Origin of the sequence: Micromonospora sp. NPDC047134, from assembly GCF_040643455.1 — a bacterium.
Taxonomy (GTDB): Bacteria; Actinomycetota; Actinomycetes; order Mycobacteriales; family Micromonosporaceae; genus Micromonospora.
The window spans coordinates 234198-256660 of sequence record NZ_JBEYUI010000004.1 but is presented as its reverse complement, the minus strand read 5'-3'; the positions used below and the strand labels follow the sequence as shown (position 1 = coordinate 256660).

The 22463-nt window shown below is 67.3% G+C and carries 19 protein-coding genes; 12 read left to right on the top strand and 7 right to left on the bottom strand.

Translation table 11 applies throughout. From position 1 onward, the window contains the following. Positions 1-208: 208 nt before the first annotated feature. The 5 genes from ABZ795_RS08390 to ABZ795_RS08370 all read left to right on the top strand — a co-directional run bounded on the left by ABZ795_RS08390 (position 209) and on the right by ABZ795_RS08370 (position 5411). The gene (locus tag ABZ795_RS08390; protein WP_327024896.1) at positions 209-1009 is read left to right on the top strand and encodes an SGNH/GDSL hydrolase family protein; all 801 of its coding nucleotides are present in this window, start codon (positions 209-211) and stop codon (positions 1007-1009) included. Between the two features lie 159 nt (positions 1010-1168). Next, positions 1169-3706 (top strand): FtsK/SpoIIIE domain-containing protein, encoded by a 2538-nt coding sequence (locus tag ABZ795_RS08385; RefSeq protein WP_357529820.1) that lies wholly within the window; start codon positions 1169-1171, stop codon positions 3704-3706. A 2-nt stretch (positions 3707-3708) separates the two neighbouring features. Continuing rightward, the gene (locus ABZ795_RS08380) at positions 3709-4545 is read left to right on the top strand and encodes a hypothetical protein (protein WP_357529819.1); all 837 of its coding nucleotides are present in this window, start codon (positions 3709-3711) and stop codon (positions 4543-4545) included. Positions 4546-4687: 142 nt separating this feature from the next. Then, a complete protein-coding gene (locus ABZ795_RS08375) occupies positions 4688-4951 on the top strand; it encodes a DUF6244 family protein (RefSeq protein ID WP_102660593.1) in 264 nt (87 codons plus the stop codon). 34 nt (positions 4952-4985) lie between these two features. Next, positions 4986-5411, top strand: a complete 426-nt coding sequence (locus ABZ795_RS08370) for a hypothetical protein (RefSeq protein WP_357529818.1) — start codon at positions 4986-4988, stop codon at positions 5409-5411. An 86-nt stretch (positions 5412-5497) separates the two neighbouring features. Here the strand turns inward: ABZ795_RS08370 and ABZ795_RS08365 are convergent, their stop codons facing one another. Continuing rightward, on the bottom strand, positions 5498-6754 hold the full coding sequence (locus ABZ795_RS08365; protein ID WP_327024900.1) for a S8 family peptidase: 1257 nt from the start codon (positions 6752-6754) through the stop codon (positions 5498-5500). Between the two features lie 291 nt (positions 6755-7045). Next, the gene (locus ABZ795_RS08360; RefSeq protein ID WP_327024901.1) at positions 7046-7546 is read right to left on the bottom strand and encodes a hypothetical protein; all 501 of its coding nucleotides are present in this window, start codon (positions 7544-7546) and stop codon (positions 7046-7048) included. 221 nt (positions 7547-7767) lie between these two features. Between ABZ795_RS08360 and ABZ795_RS08355 the strand changes: the two genes are divergently transcribed. Genes ABZ795_RS08355 through ABZ795_RS08340 form a run of 4 tightly spaced genes read left to right on the top strand, consistent with a single transcriptional unit; the run spans position 7768 to position 16452 of the window. Continuing rightward, the gene (locus ABZ795_RS08355; RefSeq protein ID WP_357529817.1) at positions 7768-11235 is read left to right on the top strand and encodes a DEAD/DEAH box helicase family protein; all 3468 of its coding nucleotides are present in this window, start codon (positions 7768-7770) and stop codon (positions 11233-11235) included. Next, positions 11232-12728, top strand: coding sequence for a restriction endonuclease subunit S (locus ABZ795_RS08350; RefSeq protein ID WP_357529816.1), 1497 nt, complete (start codon positions 11232-11234; stop codon positions 12726-12728). Before ABZ795_RS08355 ends, ABZ795_RS08350 begins: the two co-directional genes overlap by 4 nt. After that, positions 12725-14218, top strand: coding sequence for a class I SAM-dependent DNA methyltransferase (locus tag ABZ795_RS08345; RefSeq protein WP_357529815.1), 1494 nt, complete (start codon positions 12725-12727; stop codon positions 14216-14218). Before ABZ795_RS08350 ends, ABZ795_RS08345 begins: the two co-directional genes overlap by 4 nt. Before the next feature lie 44 nt (positions 14219-14262). After that, positions 14263-16452 carry a DUF262 domain-containing protein gene (locus ABZ795_RS08340; protein WP_357529814.1) on the top strand — a complete coding sequence of 730 codons (2190 nt, stop codon included), beginning with the start codon at positions 14263-14265 and terminating at the stop codon, positions 16450-16452. A gap of 23 nt (positions 16453-16475) precedes the next feature. Here ABZ795_RS08340 and ABZ795_RS08335 read toward each other — a convergent pair whose 3' ends face one another. The 4 genes from ABZ795_RS08335 to ABZ795_RS08320 form a co-directional block, all read right to left on the bottom strand. Beyond that, positions 16476-17063 (bottom strand): Fic family protein, encoded by a 588-nt coding sequence (locus ABZ795_RS08335; protein ID WP_357529813.1) that lies wholly within the window; start codon positions 17061-17063, stop codon positions 16476-16478. Further along, positions 17050-17646, bottom strand: a complete 597-nt coding sequence (locus ABZ795_RS08330; RefSeq protein WP_357529812.1) for a type II toxin-antitoxin system antitoxin SocA domain-containing protein — start codon at positions 17644-17646, stop codon at positions 17050-17052. Before ABZ795_RS08330 ends, ABZ795_RS08335 begins: the two co-directional genes overlap by 14 nt. A gap of 159 nt (positions 17647-17805) precedes the next feature. Then, positions 17806-18066, bottom strand: coding sequence for a flavin reductase (locus tag ABZ795_RS08325; RefSeq protein WP_357529811.1), 261 nt, complete (start codon positions 18064-18066; stop codon positions 17806-17808). Continuing rightward, on the bottom strand, positions 18063-18323 hold the full coding sequence (locus ABZ795_RS08320; protein WP_357529810.1) for a hypothetical protein: 261 nt from the start codon (positions 18321-18323) through the stop codon (positions 18063-18065). The genes ABZ795_RS08325 and ABZ795_RS08320 overlap by 4 nt, the downstream gene beginning before the upstream one ends. A 404-nt stretch (positions 18324-18727) precedes the next feature. Here ABZ795_RS08320 and ABZ795_RS08315 point away from each other — a divergent pair, with 404 nt between their 5' ends. After that, positions 18728-19531, top strand: coding sequence for a helix-turn-helix transcriptional regulator (locus ABZ795_RS08315; protein ID WP_357529809.1), 804 nt, complete (start codon positions 18728-18730; stop codon positions 19529-19531). Beyond that, positions 19519-19713 (top strand): DUF397 domain-containing protein, encoded by a 195-nt coding sequence (locus ABZ795_RS08310; protein ID WP_357529871.1) that lies wholly within the window; start codon positions 19519-19521, stop codon positions 19711-19713. The genes ABZ795_RS08315 and ABZ795_RS08310 overlap by 13 nt, the downstream gene beginning before the upstream one ends. A gap of 98 nt (positions 19714-19811) precedes the next feature. Here ABZ795_RS08310 and ABZ795_RS08305 read toward each other — a convergent pair whose 3' ends face one another. Beyond that, positions 19812-20921, bottom strand: a complete 1110-nt coding sequence (locus ABZ795_RS08305; RefSeq protein ID WP_357529808.1) for a M14 family zinc carboxypeptidase — start codon at positions 20919-20921, stop codon at positions 19812-19814. A 552-nt stretch (positions 20922-21473) separates the two neighbouring features. On the opposite strand from ABZ795_RS08305, the gene ABZ795_RS08300 reads away from it, so the two are divergent. Beyond that, a complete protein-coding gene (locus ABZ795_RS08300; RefSeq protein ID WP_357529807.1) occupies positions 21474-22283 on the top strand; it encodes a TerC family protein in 810 nt (269 codons plus the stop codon). Positions 22284-22463 lie beyond the last annotated feature (180 nt).

Below are 22463 nucleotides of genomic sequence, written 5' to 3'. Positions count from 1 at the left end.
CTTCTTAACGCCTCGTGCATAGGAAGGGCCCCCTGTTAACAGCACGCGGCCCAGAGCACACGGCACCCGCCTGATCACGCCGATCGGGCGGGTGCCGTCGGCTATTCCCTTAATCCAGATGTTTCGATAGCATTACCGCCCAGTAACAACCCTTGGCCACGCGCGCGGTTCTCGGGCTCCACCACCACCCCCTTGTGGAGGTCCGCCAATGCCCCACCGTCCGCTGGCCCGCGCCCTGGCCGCGCTGGTCGCCATCGCCACCGCCACCCTCGGTGCGCTGGCCGTGCCCGCCGCCGCCCAGGCTGCCGCTCCCATCCACTACGTAGCCCTCGGCGACTCCTACTCCTCCGGGGTCGGCGCCGGCCCGTACGACCTGTCCACCTGCCTGCGCAGTCAGAAGTCGTACGCCCCGCTGTGGGCCGCGGCCAACAACGTGGCCAGCTTCCGCTTCCCCGCCTGCGGTGGGGCGGTCACCGCCGACGTGCTCAACAACCAGCTCAGCTCGCTGAGCAGCACCACCACCATGGTCACCATCACGGTCGGCGGTAACGACGCCGGCTTCGCCGACGTGATGACCAGTTGCCGGTTCGGCAGCACCTCCAGCTGCACCAACGCGGTCAACCAGGCGAAGGCCTTCGCCACCGGCACCCTCCCGGCCCGGCTGGACCGCACCTACGCCGCCATCCGCGACCGGGCCCCCAACGCCCGCCTGATCGTGCTCGGCTACCCGCGCCTGTTCGAGACCGGCTCCTGTGGACTGCTGGCGATGAGCAGCCAGAAGCGAACCCTGCTCAACGAGGCCGCCGACACCCTGGCCCAGGTCACCGCCGACCGGGCGGCGGCGGCCGGGGCCACCTTCGCCGACACCCGGCCCACCTTCGCCGGTCACGGCGTCTGCGCCGCCCAGCCGTGGATCCGTGACGTCACCGGGGTCATCGAGGCGTACCACCCGAACGCCGACGGCTACCGCCACGGCTACCTGCCGGCCCTCAACGCGGTCACCGGCTGACCGCTCACCGCCGACGGCCGACGGTACGCACCCCGCGCACCGTCGGCCGTCGCCGTTCCACTGTGGGCCGACACGTCCGGGTACGCGGACGCGTGCCCGCCCGGCCGTGGTCCGTTAGGGTTTCAGCGGACCACAGGACGGGCGGCGGAGGAGCAGAGGTTGGGCAGGCTCGCGTCGGCGTACGGGCAGGCTACCGCCGCCCACCGGGCCGCCCGGGCCCACCTCGAGGCCGCCCGGGAGGCCCTGCGGGGGACGACACCCCCCGCACCCAGGGTCGACCCCGACCTGCTGACCCGGCTGGCCCGGGTCGGCGGCACCCTGGCCACCCCCACCCCGGGCACCCCCCTGGCCGGTCAACCGGTGCCGGTACGCCTCGGCGAGGCGGTCACCGCTGGTGCGGGCTTCCCCGTCCTGGTGCCCCTCGGGGCCGGCCACCACCTGGCCGTCGACACGGACGCCCGCAACCCGGCCGTGGCCGGGCTGCTGCGCGCGGTCGTGCTGCGGCTGCTGGCCACGGCCGCACCCGGCTCGGTCCGGGTGGCCGGGCTGGACAGCGGAGCCCTGGGGGCCACCTTCGGACCCCTGCGACCCCTGCTGGACTCCGGGGTCATCGACCCACCGGCCACCACCGAGGCGGAAGTCGCCACCCTGCTGGACGCCGCCGAACAACACGCCCGTACCGCCCGGCGCAGCGACCGCCCCGACCAGGAACTCCTGGTGCTGGTCGCCGCCTCCGTCCCCTCCCCCCGCGAGGCCGCCCGGCTGGCCGCGCTCACCCACGCCGGACCGGCCGCCGCCGTCTGCGTCCTGCTGGCCGGGTGGACCGCCGCCGGGCCCGGGGAGACGCTGCCGCCGCTGGGCACCACGACCACCCTGCGGATGATCGACGGGTACGCCCGGGTCGGTGACCCGCCGCACGCACCCTTCAGCGCCGACGGCAGCGGCCTGCCCCTGCCGGTACGCCTGGACGGCGACCCGCCGCCGGCCTCGGTAGCGGCGCTGGCCACCCACCTCGGCGAGACCGCCCGCCGGGGCGCCACGGTCGGCTTCGCCGATCTGCTGCCGTCCCAGCGGTGGGCCGCCTCGGCCCGCTCCGGCCTGCGTACCGTGGTCGGTCGAGCCGGCCGGGAACCCTTCACGATCGCCTTCGACGACGCCACCCCGCACTGGCTGGTCGGTGGGCGTACCGGTAGCGGCAAGACGGTGTTCCTGCTGGACGTGCTCTACGGGCTGGCCGCCCGCTACGCCCCCACCGAGTTGCAGCTCTACCTGCTCGACTTCAAGGAGGGGGTGAGCTTCACCGAGTTCGTCCCCACCGGCCGCGACCCCTCCTGGCTGCCGCACGCCCGAGCCGTGGGCATCGAGAGCGACCGCGAGTACGGGGTGGCCGTGCTGCGGGAACTGCGCCGCGAACTGCACCGCCGGGCCACCGCCCTGAAACGCCACGGGGTCACCAAACTGGCCGACCTGCCCGCCGACACCGCCGTGCCGAGGATCGTCGCCGTGATCGACGAGTTCCAGGTGCTGCTGGCCGGCAACGACCCGATCTCCCGGGAGTCGGTGGACCTGCTGGAGGAGTTGGCCCGCAAGGGCCGCTCGTACGGCATCCATCTGGTGCTGGCCAGCCAGAGCACCACCGGCATCGAGGCCCTCTACGGTCGGGCCGAGGCGGTGTTCGGGCAGTTCGCGTTGCGGGTGGCGCTGCCCGGAGGCGGGGGAGTGCTCGACCAGCTCAACGACGCCGCGGCCACCCTGCCGGTCGGCTCGGCCGTGGTGAACACCGCCGCCGGGGTGTCCGGGGCCAACACGATCATCCGCTTCCCGGACGCCTACGCCGCCGCCGAGGAGTTGACCCGACTGCGGCACGAGCTGTGGCAGGCCCGCCCGGCCACCGCCCGGCCACCCTCGGTGTTCCGGGGCTACGAGACCGCCCGGGTGGAGGAGGACCCCACCTTCACCGGCCTGCGCCCCGGCGGTCGGCGACCCCTGGCCCTGGTCGGTCGCACGGTCGACGTGGACGGCACCAGCGCCCTGTTCATCATGGACACCGCCCCCGGGCGGCACCTGGCCGTGGTCGGCACCGCCACCGCCGGTGCCGAGGTGCTGCGGGCGGCCACCCTGAGCCTGGCCCGGCAGCACACCCCCGGGGAGGTGACCTTCCTACTGGCCCCCCTGGTCGCCGCCGCCGACCCGGCCGCCGACGACACCGCAGCCACCCTGACCGCCGCCGGCCACCCGGTGGTACGCCTCGACGCCCCCGCCCTGCGGCAGCACCTGGCCACCCTCGGCGCGACCGACCCCACGACCCCGCCGGGGCGGGCCTACCTGGTGGTGTTCGGGATGGACGCCGCCGCCGGACTGCTCGCCGAGAGCGACCCGGCCACCTTCCGCAGCGGCCACGACGACCTGCGCACCCTGCTGCGTCAGGGCCCCGGTCACGGGGTGCACCTGCTCGGCTGGTGGCGGGGGCTGCGTCGACTCGCCGACGACCTCGGCGGGACCCAGAACCGCGACGACATCGCCTGCCTGGTGGCGCTGAACGTGCCCGGCGCCGACCTCGGCCTGCACCTGGGGGTGCACGACCTGGCGTACACCCCCCGGGCCGACCGGGCGTTGCTGGTCGACCGGCACGACCAGCGGATCCGACTGATCGTGCCGTTCGCCCGCGACGAGCACCCCGGCGACGGGCAGGAGTGAGCGTGTCCACCTTCGACGAGTACGCCGCGCTGGTCCGGCACCTGTCCGTCCAGCAGCGCGCCGACGAGCAGGGTGTCGCCGCCGAGGCCGACCGGCGGCGGGATCTCGGTGCGGCCGTCGACTACCTGGACCGTCGACTGTCGGCCCAGGGGCAGCGGCTGGACCAGTTGGGCCGCACGATCGCCGTCGCACCGCCGCCCGTCGGGCCGCAGCCGAGCACCGCGCCCGTCTCCGGTCCACCCGGTGCGCCGGTGTCCGGGCCACCTGCGAACGGGACGGGGTGGGACGGCGGCGTAGCCGCCGCGCCGGGGCGGCCGGGGGTCGGGGCGTACTCCCAGGGGGGTGTGGGGGAGGCGGAGCGGGCGTTGCCGGTGGCGGTGAGCGCGACGGCGGCCGGGGTGCCCGGCCAGCGGGTCGGCGAGGTCGACCCGGCAACCGAGCTGGAGATGGTACGGCGGTGGGCCGACGAGGCCGACCGGTACGCCCAGCAGACCGAGGTGCTGGCACAGCGGCCGGCGCTGCTGCCGAGTTGGTCCCCGATGGCCCGGGCGATCGCCGTCTACCTCGGGTTCGCGGCCGTGTCGGTGCTGATCATGCTGGTGATGGTGCTGGCCTCCGGAATCGGCGTGGTCGGCGGCTGGACCCTGTTCTCCTGGATGTGCGCCGGCCTGCCCGCCGCCTCGCTGATCGGTGGCTGGCTGGTGCTCGGCCGTTGGGGTCGGCCCGCCGTCGGCGCGACGACCGCACCCCGCTACCCGGTGATCGGTTTCCTGCTCTGCTTCCTGGCCGTACCGCTCGCCTACTGCGGCTATCTGATCCTGATCCGCACGCTGCGGTGAAGATGCGCCGAGATCTTGGTACGCCTGCGCCCCTCCAGGGGCACTTTCGTACCACGATCTCCGCTGCTGTTTCAGGGTGCGGGAGTCTCGTAGGCTCCTTTGTGGTCGTTGCTCGGGTGGCGGAGGACGTGAGGGAGGGCGTGTGAGTGCAGCGGAGATGATCGCCAGGCTGGCGGCGGCGGCACAGAAGCTGGACGAGGCCAAGGCGAAGACGGCCGCCGCCGCGCAGGATGCGGCCGAGGCGCGGCAACTCGTCGCGGGGGCCCTCCAGGGGGTCGCCGCCGGGCCGCTGATCAACATGATCGACTCGTACCGGCAGGCCCTGGCGCAGGCCGCCCAGGGTGGTGAGCCCGCCAAACAGCACGTCCAGGAGACCATCGCGAAGGTACGCGCACTGGGTAACTGACCGCCGAGGGCGCGACGACAGGGGAGGTGGCGCAGTGAGCGAGAGCGGGACGTTGGACGGGTTCCACATCGGAGAGGTGCCGGAGGGGCTGGGCGACCTGGTCTCCGACTTCGCCAGCGAGTGGGGGGACGTGCAGATCACCAGCCGGGTCTGGGAGCGGCAGGTCGCCGACGGGCACCGGGTGGACCTGCGGGTGCATGTGCTGCGCGGGCAGCGGCTGGCCGACCTCGACGGGCTGCGCGACTTCCTCGTCGAGTACCACGAACGCGAGTACGACGACTCCCAGGTGACCGAGTTCCCGCACCCCGAAGGGCCCGGCCTGGCGACCGATGTTCAGGTGTTCTGGCTGGCCGAGCCGGGAGTCGGGGTGACCGTGCTGGTCGACCCGGAGCGGGTCGACCAGGCGGGCCTGTTCGCCTTCGCGCGTGGCATCGTCCGGCAAGGCCAGCCGGCGGATTGAGGCGCTGCCTGGCGGGCCGTCCAGTAACGGACCAGAACGCGGGCGGGGCCGCAGTTCTGCTGCGGCCCCACTGTGCGAGTCGGAGATCAGGAACCGGTCGGGCTCAGCGGAGCACCACCCGGAATGGGGACGACCCCGGTCGGGCCGACGTAGAGCAGCCGGTTCGGCGAGCCCTCCGGGTTGGGGATCTTGTCCTGGGTGGCGTTGCCCAAGATCAGGTTGCCTACCTGCTGAGGCGTCAGGCCGGGGGTGACGCCGAGGATCAGGGCGGCGGCACCGGCGACGTGCGGGGCGGCCATCGAGGTGCCGCTGGCAATGTAGGAGCTGTTGTCGCTGGTGTACCAGGCGGAACGGATTTCCTGGCCGGGGGCGAAGATGTCGGTGCAGCGGCCCCAGTTGGAGAACAGTGCCCGGGAGTCGCCGATGGTGCTGGCGTTCACCGTGATCGCCTCAAGGACCTTGGCCGGGGTGTATTCGCAGGCGTCGGAGTTGTTGTTACCCGAGGAGATCGTGTAGAGCACGCCTTTCAGGATGGAACCCCGGATCGCGTTCTCCAGGGTGACGTGGCTGCCTTTGGCGCCGAGACTCATGTTCGCCACCGCCGTCCCCTTGGTCACGTGTTGAGCGGTCACCCATTCGACCCCGGCGATGACCGCCGCCGTGGTACCCACTCCGCCGCAGCCGAGGACCTTGACCGCGACCAGTGACACGCTCTTGGCAACCCCGAATGCCCTGCCACCGAGGGTGCCCGCGACATGCGTACCGTGGCCGTTGCAGTCGGTGTTGATCCCGTCCCCGGTGGTGTTGATGCCCCAGACCGCCCGGCCACCGAAATCGGCATGTGTCGTCCGGATCCCGGTGTCGATCACATACGCCCGCACCCTGTTCGTCGCGTCCGGGTACGTGTACGTGTTGTCGAGCGGCAGGTGCCGCTGATCGATCCGGTCGAGCCCCCACGACGGCGGGTTCACCTGCGTACTCGTGAGTCGGACCTCGATGTCCTGCTCGACGTACGCCACTCCCGGCTGGGCAGCGAGCCGGCGAGCAGTGGCGTGGCTCATCGTGCCCGCGAATCCGTTCAACGCATGCGAGTAGGTGTGCGCCACCTTGACGTCGTACCTGGTGGTCAGCTCACGGGTCAGCGTTTGGGCGTTGACGGCCGAGTCGTCCTTGAGTACCACGAGGTAACTGTCCGGAATGGCATTCGGATTGTCGATGCCGAGAATGCTGCCCTCGGCCGCAGCCACCGGTGACGCGGCCACCGAGACGAGTAGGGCAGCCGCAATGGCGACCGCCGATGATTTCGTGGAACGTCGTCGCCAGGTCTTGCGGGCATCGTCCATGGTGATTCCTCCATGCTGACGCTGAGTGTGGGGCCCCGTCGAACACGCAGAGCGCCATCTGCCGCGCAAGAATAACGAAATTCATCTGTAACCGTCAATTATTCAAATTAGCTCATTCATCTCGTGCGGGTTCGATGTCCGGATGAATTGTGTGCTAGCTCGCAAACCTGGCGTAGTCGCGATAATGCTTATTTAGCGTCACCCGGAAGCGGGGCTGGGAAGCTTCGGATCTGCGATTTCCACACCAGCAATTCGCGCTGGAGCAAATTCGCTATGCCGCTAGGTGTTGAGCTACGCAGACGGCGGCTGAGGCGGTTCGTGCTGGTCCTCGGCGACCTGAAGCAGATGGCATCGGACGATCGCCCGGCAGGAGGTGGCCAGGAGCAGTCCGATACCAACCGCCATGATCGGCAGCCCGGCACCGAACGGTCGCTCCGCCACCGAATCCAGGCTGCTCTGCTCGCCCAACATGGCGAAGCTCGCCGCCACCACCGCCAGAGCGGTGACCAGGGTGCCGATGGCGGCGACCACTCCGGTCATCGCCGCCACCACGCTCCGTCCTGCCCACAGTGCCGCCCCGGCAGCCAGCAGCAGCCAACCGAAGGTGAGCAGAGTCCAGCCGCCCCCATCGCCGAGCGAGGCGTACTCCCAGCCGGAGAAGGACCACAGGGCGCGCTCGCTCCGACGAAACCAGGGCATCAGATAGCCGCCGAAGGCGAGCATGGTGGCGACGAGCATGCCCGCGTCGACGGCGAACAGCCGGAGCGTTGAGGTCTGCGGTGCCGTGGACATGATCCTCCTCGTCCAAAAGCTACGGAGCAGCATCGTACGGCGTGATCCACACGTCCGCCCGCTGTCGCGGGACGGCACCGCATCGATGGGCGGCGCCACCGGGGCCAGCGCGTGTCGGGTCGGCGACAAGGTGGGTCAAACGCCATTCCTCGTACGTATCCTGGCGTGTTCATCGGCAACTGTGGACGTGGGGGAACGTGAATCCGCGACAATTACGGCGTTTGGCGGAACGGTCGGCCAACTTCGGTTTCCTGCTGAAGGATCATCCGCTGCTGGTCTGGTATGGGGCGGGCGCTGAGCTGCTGGTTTATGTCGACGCGCAGGCCGCGATGTTCAAGATCCGCGCCTTCGGCGACGAGTTGGCCAAGGAACTGCTGCGGCGCACCGGGCAGCACCCCCGCAGCGACTTCTACCACCGGGTGGAGGCGCTGCACGCGGACGGGACCCTGACCCGGGAGATCCACCGGGCCTTCCACAGCCTGCGGGATCAGGGCAACAAGGCGGTGCACGACCACCTGGCCGAGGTGCGTGCCGCACTGGAGATGCTGCGTACCTGCTTCGAGCTGGGCCTGTGGTTTCACCGGGCGGTGTCCGGTGACCGTTCGCCCATCGGCTTCGTGCCGCCCACGCCACCACAGCAGCAGGTTCCGCGCAGCGTCGCCGACGCCCTCCAAGACGAGCTGGACCGCTACCGCCGGGAGTTGGCCGAGGCGAAGCTGCTGCTCACCGGGGCGCAGTCCGTCGAGCGGGCGCAGGCAGAAGCCGAGCGGGCCGCCGACCAGGCGGTCCGGAATGCCGCCGCCGCCCGCGAGGAGGCCGCCGAGCTGGTCACCCGCCTGGAGCCGGCGGCCCGTGCCGAACAACAGCGCCGGGACACCAGCCGGACCGGCAAGGTGTCGGCGGCCCGCCGGGAGGAGTTCATCGCTCGTGCCCGGCGTGCCTCCCGCAGACCCCTCAACGAGGCAGAGACCCGGGTCGAGATCGACCGGCAGCTCCACGCGGCCGGCTGGCAGGTCCAGGACGAGGAAGACGCCAACCTGGAGGCGGGACGCGGCGTTGCCCTTCGGGAGGTGACCCTGGCCAGTGGTCGGGCCGACTACCTGCTCTATGTCGATCAGCAACTGGTCGGGGTCATCGAGGCGAAGCGCGAAGGCACCGCCCCGCGTGGCGTGGAGGCGCAACTCGACCGGTACCGGAGCGGGCTGACCCCCGCGCAGAAACTGAGCGCCTGGCGGCGAGACGTGCCGCTGCCGTTCGGCTATGTCGCCACCGGCACGCAGACCGCCTTCGTCAACGGACTGGACCCGCATCCGCGTACCCGGGAGGTCTTTGCCTTTCACCGGCCGGAGACGTTGGCCCGGTGGATGCGGGAGGCCGACGACGACCCGGCCGCGCCGACGCTGCGCGCCCGCCTGCGGCAGATGCCGGAGCTGAATCCCTCCGGTCTGCGGCCGGCGCAGATCGAGGCGATCGTGGGCCTGGAACGCTCGCTGGCCGGCGACCATCCCCGGTCGCTGATCCAGATGGCCACCGGCGCGGGCAAGACCTTCACCGCGGTAACCGCCAGCCACCGGCTGCTCAAGCACGCCCGCGCGAACCGGATCCTCTTCCTCGTCGACCGCAACAACCTGGGTCGGCAGACCCTCCAGGAGTACGCGGGCTACCAGACCCCGGGCGACGGGCGAAAGTTCACCGAGCTGTACAACGTGGACCGGCTCTCCGGCGCGGGTCTGCTCGACTCCTCGACCGTGGTCATCTCCACGATTCAGCGGCTCTACGCCGCCCTGCGCGGTGAGGACCTACCCGACCCGGATGCCGACGACCGCGCGTACGACGAGTATGAGCTGGACGCTCCGGCGGAGGTCGGCTACCAGCCGCGCATCCCGCCGGAGACCTTCGACCTGATCGTGGTGGACGAGTGTCACCGCTCGATCTACGGCCGGTGGCGGGCGGTGATCGAGTACTTCGACGCCTTCGTGGTCGGCCTGACCGCCACCCCGGTCGCCCAGACCCTGGGCTTCTTCCAGCAGCACCTGGTCTCGCAGTACACCTATGAGCAGGCGGTGGCCGACGGGGTCAATGTCGGCTTCGACGTGTACCGGATCAAGACCCAGATCACCGAGGCGGGGCACACCATCGACGCCGGAACGGTGGTGCCGCTGCGCGATCGGCGTACCCGGGCCGAGCGTTACCAGGAGCTGGAGGACGATTTCCGGTACGAGGGCAGCCAGGTCGGCCGATCGGTGATCTCCAAGGGGCAGCTGCGCCTGGTGCTGGAGACTTTCCGGGATCGGTTGTTCACCGAGATCTTCCCGGGCCGCAACACCGTGCCCAAGACGCTGATCTTCGCGCGGGACGACAATCACGCCGAGGAGATCGTGACGATGGTGCGGCAGGTCTTCGGGCGTGGCAACGACTTCGCCGCGAAGATCACCTATGCTTCCCGTCGTGAGGGGGCCAACCCCGACACCCTGCTGCAAGCCTTCCGCAACAGCCCGGAGCTGCGCATCGCGGTGACCGTCGACATGATCGCCACCGGCACGGACGTCCGCCCCCTGGAGTGCGTCTTCTTCCTCCGGCCGGTCCGCAGCGCCACCTACTTCGAGCAGATGAAGGGACGCGGGGCACGCACCATCGACCCCGCCGAGTTCCAGGCGGTCACCCCCGACGCGCAGGTCAAGGACCGGTTCGTCATCGTCGACGCGGTCGGCGTCACCGAAGCCGAGTTGGACGAGGCGGTGCCCCTGCACCGCCACTCCGAGAAGCAGATCTCCCTGCGTGACCTGCTCCGCAAGGCAGGCACCCTGACCGCCAACCCGGACGAGGTCGCCACCCTGTCGGCTCGGCTGTCCCGGCTCGACCGGAAGATCACCGACGCGGAGCGGGAGGAACTCGCCGAGCTGGCCGGGCAGCCGCTCACCGCGATCGCCCGGGGACTGGTCGAGGCCATCGCTCCGGAACAGCTCAACCCCGCGAAGGCCGCCGGCCCCCGAGCGGTACGCGAGCTGATGGCCGATGCCCTGCGCCCGTTGGCCGCCAACCCGGAACTGCGGGAACGCATCCTGGCCATCCGGCGGGCCCACGACATCACCATCGACGAGGTGAACGTCGACACCCTGCTGTCGGCGCGCGGGGTGCCAGCCGAGGATCTGGCCCAGAACATGGTCAAGGACTGGCACGCCTACCTGGAAGACCACCGCGCGGAGATCACCGCCCTCCAGGTCTTCTACGAGGGACGCGGCCGGATCGGGTACGCCGACCTGTCCGACCTGGCCCGGCGGATCGCCCGACCACCGCAAGCCTGGACGGCCGACTCACTCTGGAAGGCGTACGTCCTGCTCGGCCGCACCGCCGACGCGCCCGGCCCCCGCAGCGTCACCGACCTGGTCAGCCTGATCCGGTACGAACTGGGGCTGGACACCGAGCTGCGGCCCTACCGCAGCGTCATCGAGGAACGCTTCCGAGGGTGGCTGCTGCGGCAGGAACAGGCGGGAGCTACCTTCACTGCCGACCAGGTGTGGTGGCTGGAGAGGATCAAGAACGTGATAGCGGTCAGCGTGGAGGTCACCCCGGACGACCTGGACGGCGCACCCTTCACCGAACGCGGCGGCATCGACGGCTACGCCCACACCTTCGGCGACCGCGCCGAACCCCTCCTCACCGAACTGAACCAGGAACTATCCGCATGACCCATCCGTTCGAGATCCCACCATCTTGGACATGGACAACCCTCGGTGAAATAGCCGAGGTCGTCGGCGGAGTCACGAAGGACAGCAAGCGACAACAGGATCCAAGCTTCGTCGAGGTTCCCTACCTCCGAGTTGCAAACGTTCAGCGTGGCTACCTGGATCTTTCGAACGTCGCCACCATTCGAGTCCCTGAGCAGAAGGCAGATTCTCTGCGCCTTCAGTATGGGGATGTCCTTCTCAACGAAGGAGGGGACCGCGACAAGCTTGGCCGAGGCTGGATCTGGGAAGATCAGATCCCAGGATGCATCCACCAGAACCACGTCTTCCGCGCCCGCATCATCGACGGGGTCCTAGCGCCGAAGCTCCTTGCGCTGTTTGCCAACAGTTTCGGGCAGAAGTGGTTCCAGCAAAACGGCCTACAAAGCGTCAACCTGGCATCTATCAGCCTTACAATGATGAAGAAATTCCCGGTCCCGATGCCGCCCCTCGCTGAGCAGGATCGCATCGTCGTCGCTCTCGACAATCTTCTATCGAGGTTCAGTATTGGGTTGAGCGAACTGGCTGGGATTGCTCGGCGTGTGGATCGCTTTCGAGATCAGATTATGTTTCTCGCTGGTGTCGGTCGTCTGTCTGACCAAGTGTCAGAAGGCGCGGCACCGTTGCCGGAATCGGCCGGTGTGGTTGATGGCACTCTGCCGGATATCCCGAGCACGTGGCAGTGGAAGCGACTGGGGGAGATTGCCGAAGTCGTCGGCGGTGTGACCAAAGATGCCAAGCGGCAGTCGGATCCCGATTTTGTGGAGGTTCCGTATCTCCGAGTGGCGAACGTGCAGCGGGGACGTCTCGACCTTGCTGAGGTAACCCGGATTCGGGTGCCTCCCAGGAAGGCCGAGCAGTTGCGGTTGGTCCCCGGTGACGTGCTGCTTAACGAGGGCGGGGATCGGGACAAGCTGGGCCGAGGCTGGGTGTGGGAAGGACAGGTAGCCGACTGCATCCACCAGAACCATGTTTTCCGTGCCCGGATCAGGGATGAAGTGTTGCACCCGAAGTTGCTGGCGTGGCACGCCAACGGATTTGGTCGGCGCTGGTTCGAGGTCAACGGTCTCCAGAGCGTGAACCTGGCCTCCATCAGCCTCGGCAAGATGCGGCGGTTCCCCATCCCTGTTCCTCCTCGTGAGGAGCAGGAAGCGCTGGTGCAGACGGCCGAGACGTACCTCTCCATGTTGGATGGCATGGAGAAGGCTGTGGCGGCTGCGCGGCAGAAGGCGGCTCAACTTCGGGCGTCGTTGCTGGCGGAGGCGTTTGCGGGTCGGTTGGTGCCGCAGGATCCGAATGATGAACCGGCGTCGGAGTTGTTGGCGCGGATTCGGGCCGGGCGCGAGGCGGCGTTGCCGAAGCAGAAGTCTCGCTCTCGGCGTACGAAGAAAGACTTGCCGGCACCGCCGACCAGGGTGACCGGCGATGACTACCAGCAGGAGGCACTGCCGCTGTGAGCACTGTGGATTCGCGCCGGCTGGTGCAGAAGCTCTGGAACTACTGTGACGTGCTGCGCGACGATGGTGTGTCGACAATCGATTATGTGGAGCAGTTGACGTTCCTGCTGTTCCTCAAGATGGCCGACGAGCGGGCCAAGCGGCCGATGCGGCCGGAGCAGATCGTGCCCGCCGAGCTGAGCTGGCAGACGTTGCTGGATGCCGAGGGCGACGCGCTGGAGGTGCAGTACCGGCGTATTCTGACCGGACTGGCCAAGGAAGGCGGCACGCTCGGCACGATCTTCCGCAAGGCGCAGAACAAGATCCAGGACCCGGCGAAGCTGAAGCGGCTGATCGTCGACCTGATCGACAAGGAGAACTGGTCGGGGACCGGCGTCGACGTCAAGGGCGACGCCTATGAGGAGTTGCTGGCCCGGGGCGCGGAGGACACCAAATCGGGAGCGGGACAGTACTTCACCCCTCGGGCGCTGACCGCCGCGATGGTCGACTGCATGCAGCCCACACCGGACGACACGATCACCGACCCGGCCTGCGGCACCGGTGGGTTCCTACTCGCCGCGTTCGAGCACATTCAGCGTTACCACGGCAGCAGCATCACCCCGGACCAGCGCCGTCGCCTAGCGGCTGGCGCGATCACCGGTACGGAACTGGTCGAGGGCACCGCCCGGCTGGCTGCCATGAACATGCTGCTGCACGGCATCGGCACCCCCGGCGGCGAATCGCTGATCACCATCGGTGATGCGCTGGGCAAGCCGCCTGCTCGCCGCTACACGTTGGTGCTGGCCAACCCGCCGTTCGGCCGCAGCTCCACGATCCGGTCGGTCACCGAGACCGGCAAGGCGTCCCGCGAGGATCGGGAGATCGAGCGGACCGACTTTTGGGCGGCGACCGCCAACAAGCAGCTCAACTTCGTCCAGCACATCGCATCCATGCTGGAGATCGACGGCCGGGCCGCTGTTGTCCTGCCGGACAACGTGCTTTTCGAGGGTGGTGCGGGGGAAGCCATCCGCCGCCGGCTGCTCAAGCAGTACGACCTGCACACCCTGCTGCGGCTGCCCACCGGCATCTTCTACGCCGGTGGTGTCAAGGCCAACGTGCTGTTCTTCGAGCGCAAGCGGGCCCGGGAACAACCCTGGACCCAGAAGCTCTGGGTGTACGACTTCCGCACCAACCAGCACTTCACCCTCAAGCAGAATCCGCTGCGCCGCGAACACCTTCAGGATTTCGTGGACTGCTACCTGCCCGGGAAGGACCGTGGCGAGCGGGTGGAGACCGAACGGTTCAAGGTGTTCAACTACGACGAGTTGATCGCACGGGACAAGGTCAACTTGGACATCGCCTGGCTGAGGGACGCCTCCATGGAGGACGCCGACGCTCTGCTGCCACCCGAGGTGATCGCCCAGGAAATCGTCGACGACCTCCAAGCGGCCCTCCGCGAATTCGCCGCCATCGCCGAGGCTCTCGGTAACTCCGACTCGAAACCTGCCTGACGACTCTGCTGCCCCGAGGGTCCCTGATCCGGTGGAGGTTCCCAATGTCTGACGCTCCGATCCGTGGCGACGGCTTTACCATCCATACCCTGTTTAATCAATTCCAATTCAAACTTGATCCATATCAGCGCGAATACAGTTGGGAGCGCAAGGATGTGAAGGCGCTGCTCGACGATTTGACCAACCACTTCCGTTTGGACTGGAAGCCCGGCCACGAGCGGAAGGCAGCCCGGCACTACCGTCCTTACTTTCTCGGTCCTTTCGTCTACTACCACGACGACGACCTGGCGGCACTGGTAGACGGACAGCAGCGCATCACGACACTGCATCTGCTGCTGATCCATCTGAGGCGGCTGGCTCTAGAGGCGGAGCGGCCGGAGTACCGGAACGACATCAATGCCTTGGAGCCCTTGATCGCGGGTACATCATATGGTGAACGCGCGTATGCTATACGCTCGCAGGAGCGAGCGGCGTTGCTTGAGATGATCTATGACGACAAGCCGGTGACACTATCGGCTGATGCGTCGCCTTCGGTGTCTAATCTCTACGAGCGTAGTCAGGAGATTGTCGAGCTGTTGCCGGAAGACATCCGGGACGAGGCCCTGCCCCTGTTCATCCACTGGTTGCTCAACCGAGTCTGTCTGGTCGGCATCAACGCAAACGATCGTCAGCAGGGCTGGGAGATCTTCGAAACGATGAATGACCGGGGCGTGCAACTCGGCCCGGCCGATCTGCTGAAGAGCTTCTTGCTTCGGCAGGCTAAGAACGACGACAATCTGCCCCGTTTGGGGGATGCGTGGAACCGAATGCTGATCACTCTAGGGGCCGCCGGGTCGCAGGCGTCTACGATGTTCTTTCAGGATCTGCTGATTGGTCGATACGCCGAAGACTTGGAAGAGGCAGGAAACGTAGGGGTCTCTTTCCACGGTTGGGTTCAGGACAATTCCACGAGGCGGATGGGCCTGCGCTACGCGCCGGACTTCGCCCGGTTTATCGAGCAGGACTTGGTCCTGCTTGCTAAAAGATTCAGTACACTTCACGCGGCGATGCAGGTGTTCGAACCTGGCTTGGAGGCCGTGTTCTATAACGCCCGCAACGATCTTATCCAGATGCCGTTTCTGCTGGCCGCCCTGCGCCCTGCGGACACTGTTTCCCAGTTCCGGGACAAGGCCAGACTGGTGGCCAATTTCCTGGATTTTGTCTACGTTCGAATGGTTGTCGATAATGCGTTCCGCAATCCGGAGGATCTGTACAGGGAGCTCTTCCCGCTCGTTGGAGAATTGCGGCGGGCTCAGGATATTGACGAAATTTCGAGGATTCTCGGGCGAAGAGTCGCCGAGCTGAATGCGGAATTCACCAACATTCGAACCTTCGGTAAGAGATCCGACAACACAAGGCAGGTGCGCTACCTTCTGGCCCGTCTGACCTCCTTTGTTGAGACTGAATGCGGTAGGCCCAACGAGATCAACCGATATCTCGACAAGAGTGAGCCGTTCGAGGTGGAGCACGTCTGGGCGGACAAGTTCGAGCGATACCAGACTGAAGTGCGGACGGAGGTCAACTTCCGTAACCAGCGCGACCGACTCGGTGCACTGCTACTGTTGCGCAAGTCGCACAATGCAAGCTATCAAGACGCGCCGTTTGAAGAGAAGGTGGAGTGGTACCGAGGGCAAAATCACCTCGCGGCATCCCTGCACCCGGTGACCTATCAACGAAACAAGCCGTTCACCGACGGAGTCATCAAGAAGTATCGCTTGGAAAAGCTACTTCGCAGTGTGCCCCGGTTCGATTTGGCGGCGATCGAGTTGCGCCAGCGGCTGTATGAGCGGCTGTGTGAGGTCATTTGGGAGCCGGGTCGACTAGGATTCACTCTGCCGCCCAGTGACAAGGTCGCCACGCCTCCGACCGCTAGGGCCGCTGCCCGACGGACCCGTGCTCACTTCGGAGGCGTCACCATTGCTCGTCTTGTCGAGGTGGGTGCCCTCGTCGGAGGTGAAGCGCTGGTCCTCACCTATAAGGGAGTGAAGTACGCAGCTCGGGTAAGCATCACTGGCCAAATTGAGCTGGAGAGTGGCGAGAGGTTCATGTCGCCCTCACCCGCTGGATCAACGGTCACGGGCAAGCCGGCGATCAACGGCTGGAGCGTCTGGAAAGCGCAGAGGCAGGGCAAATTGGTTTCTCTCTTCGATATCAGGGCAGATGCGTTGGCTCGGGGCCTACTGGAAGGGGAGTAGTAGGCCGTCCGCCACGCAGCGCTTCAGGGCAGTCGTCGTACGACGGGGCGCAGCACGGTGATCAGCGGGCCCAGGTCGGTCGTGATGAGGTGCTGTTGGCAGGCGTTGATGTTTGCTTCCGCGTTCAGCTCGGACCAGTCGAGCAGGTAGCCGGCTGCCGCCGCGAGTTGTCGCAGGAATGAGCGGATGGCTCGTCCGTTGCCCTCACGAAAGGGATGACACACGTTCAGCTCACCGTAGTAGTGCGCGAGGGTTTCGACGAACGCGTCCGGACGCAGACCAAGTAGGAAGCCGTCCTCGGGGAGTCGACTGAGGATGGCGCTTACTTGATCGTCGATGAAGCGCCAGTGGCAGAACCTTGCGCCAGGCTTGCTGATGTCGACTGTCCTGGTTTCTCCGGCCCACGGGTACACGGCAGCGAAGAGGTGTCGGTGGAAATCTTGGAGGTGCTCCAAGCCATAGTTGCCGGGAAGGATCATCCGGGAGGCTTGAACTTCACGGATCGAGGCCAGTCTGGATTCGACTTCGTTCAGTTGCTTGATGTCAGAAATGCCCAGATTGTTCTTCAGGCAGTCTGAGCCTGGCCAGCAGTACGGGTCAGTCTCGGTCACCGCGGATCCGGGCGATTTCCTGAGCGATCAGCTCGTCGGCGTCTATGACACCGGAGGCGACATCGCGAAGTTTGTTCTGCCAGTCCTCGTCGAACTCGATGCCTTCGAGCGCGGCGTTCGCGGAGGCGAGGGTGACAGCGGTTTCGACGCTGGCCACTTGCCGGGCGAAGTATGTCCGCATGAGTTCGACATTGAGTTGTTCTGTCGAGCTTGCGGACTCGGGAAGGGCGCCTCGGGCGACGCGCCATGGAAGCTCGTTGTGAGTCATGGTCGACAGTTCGGTGGCGGAGAACCGGCCGTAGCTCTCGGTCACCCAACGGACCGTGGCTGTCTGGGGCGGTGTCAAGTGAGACGGCTCGCCGTGCGGCCACTCGGACACGATGCGCTGCCCTCGGTGGTGGCGGTAGAGGAGTGGCACCACCGGACCCTCGCGCCACGCCTCGATCGGCTCCTGAAACAGGGGGTGCCCCTCGCGCGCCAGGTGCCAGCCCTGGCAGTAGTAGACGAGTTTTTCCAGCTTCATGGCGGTCATCGGGCCGAGTTCGCTCAATACCGCCGCCGCAACGTCGTGTGCGTTGACCACCGGCGGCACCTCCTTCCCCAGCTCCGAGATCTCCCGCCCTGAGTCCGTCTGCCACAAGCCTAGCGACCAGGGGAGACAATTCCGCCCTACCCTGGCCGGCATCTCCTGCGACCTACTGCGCCACGACGGCAACCAGCTCTTGTTCACCTGAGACGAGCATCAAGGCTCCGTGCGGATCGGGACCCAGTCGGTGAAGCGTTGGTGCAGGTTCGTCGGGTAGGCGTCGGGATGCAGGTCGGCGAGTTGTTCGGTGGCCTGTTCGCGCAGGGTCACCAGGTGGACGAGTAGCCCCGGCATGTCGCCCCGGTACTCGGCGAGCAGGCGCAGCTTCGCCGGGGAGCAGGGCCAGGAGCTGCCGCACGCCTGGCAGCGCCAGGTCGGGCGGGAGGGGACGTGATCGCGCAGGTGCGCCCGTCTCACCGGTCGCCCTCGGTCGTGCCGCGCCGCCGGCTCCGAGCCCGGCTTCTGCTCGGCGGGGGTACGCGTCGAAGCCCGATCGGTCGTACGAACAACTCCCGGCGCTGGACGGCGTCGCCGTTGCGGTCGAGTACGTAGACCTGGATCCAGGCCCAGCCGTGGTAGCTGTTCCGGTCGGTCAGCTCGCGGATCACCCGGACCGTGATCGGCCCGGCGAACTGCGGTGACGCCTCGCGGGTCAGCAGGTAGACGCCGGGCACGACGCGAGGGGTGCCGTCCTCCCGTGCACCGGGGGTCGGGGTGGCCGGGCGACTCCTCCAGCGCGAGACGGGGACAGCATTCGCGGGCCTGGGCAATGTCACGGGCACCTCCTCGTCTGGTCGGTGTGGCAGGCCGATGCCCACGGCCACTTCCTGCCACGGGCGCGAATCGCCTGCGGTGCTCTGGATGGGGGTCGCTGCGGTGGGGACATCCGGCAGCGACCCCCGCCACGTACGCGCCCGCCGGGTCGGGGGGATCGACCTCCACCAGGCACGCCGTGCTACTTCCACCCTGGACGTACGCCCCATACGGTGTGAATAGTCAGCACGTGATCGCGGAAAGTAGCGGCCAGGCTCGAATGGGCGCGGAACGGTGCACAGCGCCGGGGAAGGGTGTGGAAGTCGTGGGAATCTCTCCCTCGGAGTACCTGCTTCGTGAGTTGCGGCGTCGGCGTGGGGCCGCCGGGCTGACTCAGGCGCAACTCGGCGAGCGGGTGTTCTGCTCGGATTCGCAGGTGAGCGCCATCGAGACCGGCACGAAGCCGCCGACCCTGCCCTATTTGACCGCAGTGGACGGTGCCTTGGAGACCGGCGGCTACTTCGCGACCCTCTGGGACGAGTTGGTCAAGGGCGATTCCTCGCCGGTCTGGCTGCGGGAATGGTTAAGGCAGATTGAGCAAGAGGCGACCGCGCTGCGCTGGTATGAGCACTCGTTCGTGCCTGGCCTTCTTCAAACCGAGGGGTACGCGCGTGCGACGTTTCGAGCGGCGGGTACGCCGCTTTCACAGTTGGATCAGCGGGTCGCGGCGCGGATGCAGCGGCAGGGGGTGCTCGACCGTGACCCGAGCCCGCAGCTTTTCGTGGTGCTGGATGAGATGGTGCTGCGGCGAGCCTGCGGCGGCCCGGACGTGATGGCCGAGCAGATCGAGCACCTGTTGAGCTTCGCCGAGCAGCCGCTTGTTCGGTTGCAGATCGTGCCGCTCTCCGCTGGCATCTACTCAGGACTGGCCGGGGCGTTCATTCTGGCCGATTTGCCTGACGGATCACGTGCCGGGTGCACGGACCATCAGCTGGAGTCGCAGACGACCGGGCAGCCTGATTCGATTGCTCGTCTGGCGCTGGTGTGGGACGCAGTCCAGGGCGAAGCCCTTCCAGTGGGCCAGTCGCTCGACATGCTCAAGGAGGCGGCGAAGATCTGGGCGACCTGACCGGCGCGCGGTGGCGTACCTCGTCGCGCTCCTCCACCAACGGCGGTGCCTGCGTCGAGGTCGCCGACAACCTGCCCGGTGTGGTCGGCGTACGCGATTCGAAGGATCCGACCGGCCCGGCGCTGACCTTCACCCCGACCGCCTGGCGGGCCTTCCTCACCCAGTTCCCCGCGCGGCCCTGATCCCCGCGCCCTCGGCCCACCGGCGGCGCTGACTCCGGCGGGGAGAAACGGGTGTCGCCCCGGCCGCGACGGCCGGGGCGACAGTGTTGCTACTCGGTTCAGTTACGCGGGACGCTGCGGCGCTCGGGGATGAGCTCGTACCGCTCCGGGTCGATGGTGTCCAGGGTCCCGTCGGTGATCGAGTTGAAGATCCCGAAGAGGCCGTCCTCGACCTGCTTGGTCAGCATTCCGTGCTGCTTCTGGCCCCAGGACTGGGTCTGCCCACGGGTCTCGAACAGGATGCTCGCGCTACCCCGCAGGGCGAACGAACCCAGGGCGGTGCCCGGCAGGTTGGTGTTCTGCGGGTACAGGGTCACCTTGCTCTGCGGCGAGTTGCCGGACTGGAGGGCGTCGTACACCGCGACGTTCACCCGGCGGGCGGCGTCGTAGTCGAACTTCGGCCAGTTACCGTGCTGGGCGGGGTTGCTGATGAAGCGCCCGGAAATGGAGAGGGTGGTGTAGTCGTCCATTCCCTCGCCGGTGTAGCAGGCGGCCTGGTTGTGCAGGTCGGCGAAGATGTCGACCGTGCCGAACTCCTGCTCCAGCGCGCGGTACACGTCACGGGACGTCTGCGCCTCCGGGGTGATGTACCAGCCGGTGGAGGCGCTGTTGCCCGGGAAGTGGGCGGCCTGCGGAACGTAGTCGAGGTTGGGGTTGAAGTCGCGGTTCACGTCGAACCCGCCGACCCGGGTGTTGTAGTTCCACGCCGTACGGGCGTCGGCGAGCTGCGGGAAGTCGGCGACGACATCGCTCCAGGTGCGCTGGTTCTGCCGAATGTCCGCCTCGCTGCCATCCGGGTTGAGCTTCGGGATGGCGACGATCGTGACGGCCTTGCGGATCTCCTCGGACCGCTTCGAGTTGTTGCCCAGGGTACGCAGGGCGTCGAGGACAGCCGCGGTGCCGTGCATCTCGTTGCCGTGGATCTGGCTCTGCACCAGGACCACGGTGTCGCCCTCGCCGACCCGGGCCGTCCAGATCTCGCGGCCCTGGTTCGAGTAGCCGGCGACGTCGACCTGGACCTTGCCCTTGCTGGTGTGCTCGATCTGCTGGAGGCTGCGGCGCAGTTCCTCGTGGCTGATGAAGCCCTGGACCGACTTGCCGCCGGTCTCGTTTCCGCAGTGCGATTCGAGCGGCTGGGCGGCGGCCGGAGCGGTAATCGACACCGCCATTCCGGGAAGGCCGATGAGCAGTGCGGCGGCAACTGCGATGTGACGCTTTACCCGACTTGGTGACGCAGACGGAACAGCTTGACGCATGGAAAGCCCTCCACAGTGATCGGGTGGATCTAGTTCGCCACCTAAGCACAGGTACGGGCAGCTAGCAATGGGTTGACTTTGATCGGCAGTGGGGTGGCCAAGGCCAATCTCAAGCTTTCCTCAAATGTCGCCGAGAACTGCTGCCGGCTATCGATGAACTGTCTACGGTGCCACCTCCGGAAGTCGCTCCGGCCCCGATTTCAATAGGGCTCCACGCATGTCAGATCCGACGATTGTAGAAGATGTGCCTTGCGGATCTGGACAATCATTCGACATTCGTATCGGCGAACCGCTCGGCGCCCATTCCTCCGCCGGTTCCCGGCGGATCGTCGCCACGCCGGGCGTCCGGCGGTCGCCGCTGGGGCGGGGTTGCGGTGCGGGGAGTGACGCGGTACGCCATGCTTGCGCAGATCGCCGATGGTTCCGGGTGCCCCGCCCGGCGGCGTCCTGAGAGTCGAGGATGGAATGGAATTCTTGACCAGTCCCGAGCTGTGGATCGCCTTCGCGACCCTGCTCCTGCTGGAGATCGTGCTGGGCATCGACAACGTCGTGTTCATCTCGATCCTGTCCGGCCGGCTACCCGAACATCAGCAGGCCCGGGCCCGTACGATCGGCATCTCCCTGGCCCTGATCACCCGGTTGCTGCTGCTGGCCTCGCTGTCCTGGATCATCGGGCTGACCGCGCCCCTGTTCACCGTGCTCGGGCAGGAGATCTCCGGGCGGGATCTGATCCTGCTGCTAGGCGGCTTGTTCCTGGTCGGCAAGGCGACATACGAGATCCATGAGCACCTGGAGGGCTCCGATCACGGCAAGTCGAAGAAGAAGGCGGTCTCCTTCGCCTCGGTGATCGCCCAGATCCTGGTGCTGGACATCGTCTTCTCGCTGGACTCGGTGATCACCGCGGTCGGCATGGTCGACGAGCTGGCCATCATGATCGCCGCCGTGGTGATCGCGATGATCATCATGCTGGTCTCCGCCGCGGCGGTCAGCAACTTCGTCAACCAGCACCCGACCGTGAAGATGCTGGCCCTGTCCTTCCTGCTGATCATCGGTGCCAGCCTGATCGCGGAGAGCCTGGACCAGCACATCCCGAAGGGCTACGTGTACGGGCCGATCGCCTTCTCCATCTTCGTGGAGTTCCTCAACCTGCGGGTGCGGGCACGTCAGCGCCGCGAGCAGGAGGTCAAGCCGGTGCAGTTGCACCCGACGTACGTCAAGAACAGCCCGGCGCGGCCCGACCCCGACCCCGAGCCGGAGGTGACCACCGCCAGCTAGACCCCCAACACACCCGGGGCCGCGCGACCCCCCGCAAAGGAGGTACGCGCGGCCCCACCCCACCCCACCCCGCCTCACCTCACCCCACCCCACCCCACCCCGCCTCGCTTGCTGCGTCGATCATGCACTTTCTGTCGGTGCATAGACGACAAAGAGGGCGTATCAGCGACCAAAAGTGCA

Bases quoted from the DNA above. Each gene is read 5' to 3' on its own strand.
- ABZ795_RS08390 (WP_327024896.1), top strand. From the start codon at position 209: ATGCCCCACCGTCCGCTGGCCCGCGCCCTGGCCGCGCTGGTCGCCATC.
- ABZ795_RS08305 (WP_357529808.1), bottom strand. From the start codon at position 20,921: ATGGCGGTGTCGATTACCGCTCCGGCCGCCGCCCAGCCGCTCGAATCG.
- ABZ795_RS08340 (WP_357529814.1), top strand. From the start codon at position 14,263: ATGTCTGACGCTCCGATCCGTGGCGACGGCTTTACCATCCATACCCTG.
- ABZ795_RS08360 (WP_327024901.1), bottom strand. From the start codon at position 7,546: ATGTCCACGGCACCGCAGACCTCAACGCTCCGGCTGTTCGCCGTCGAC.
- ABZ795_RS08365 (WP_327024900.1), bottom strand. From the start codon at position 6,754: ATGGACGATGCCCGCAAGACCTGGCGACGACGTTCCACGAAATCATCG.
- ABZ795_RS08300 (WP_357529807.1), top strand. From the start codon at position 21,474: ATGGAATTCTTGACCAGTCCCGAGCTGTGGATCGCCTTCGCGACCCTG.
- ABZ795_RS08350 (WP_357529816.1), top strand. From the start codon at position 11,232: ATGACCCATCCGTTCGAGATCCCACCATCTTGGACATGGACAACCCTC.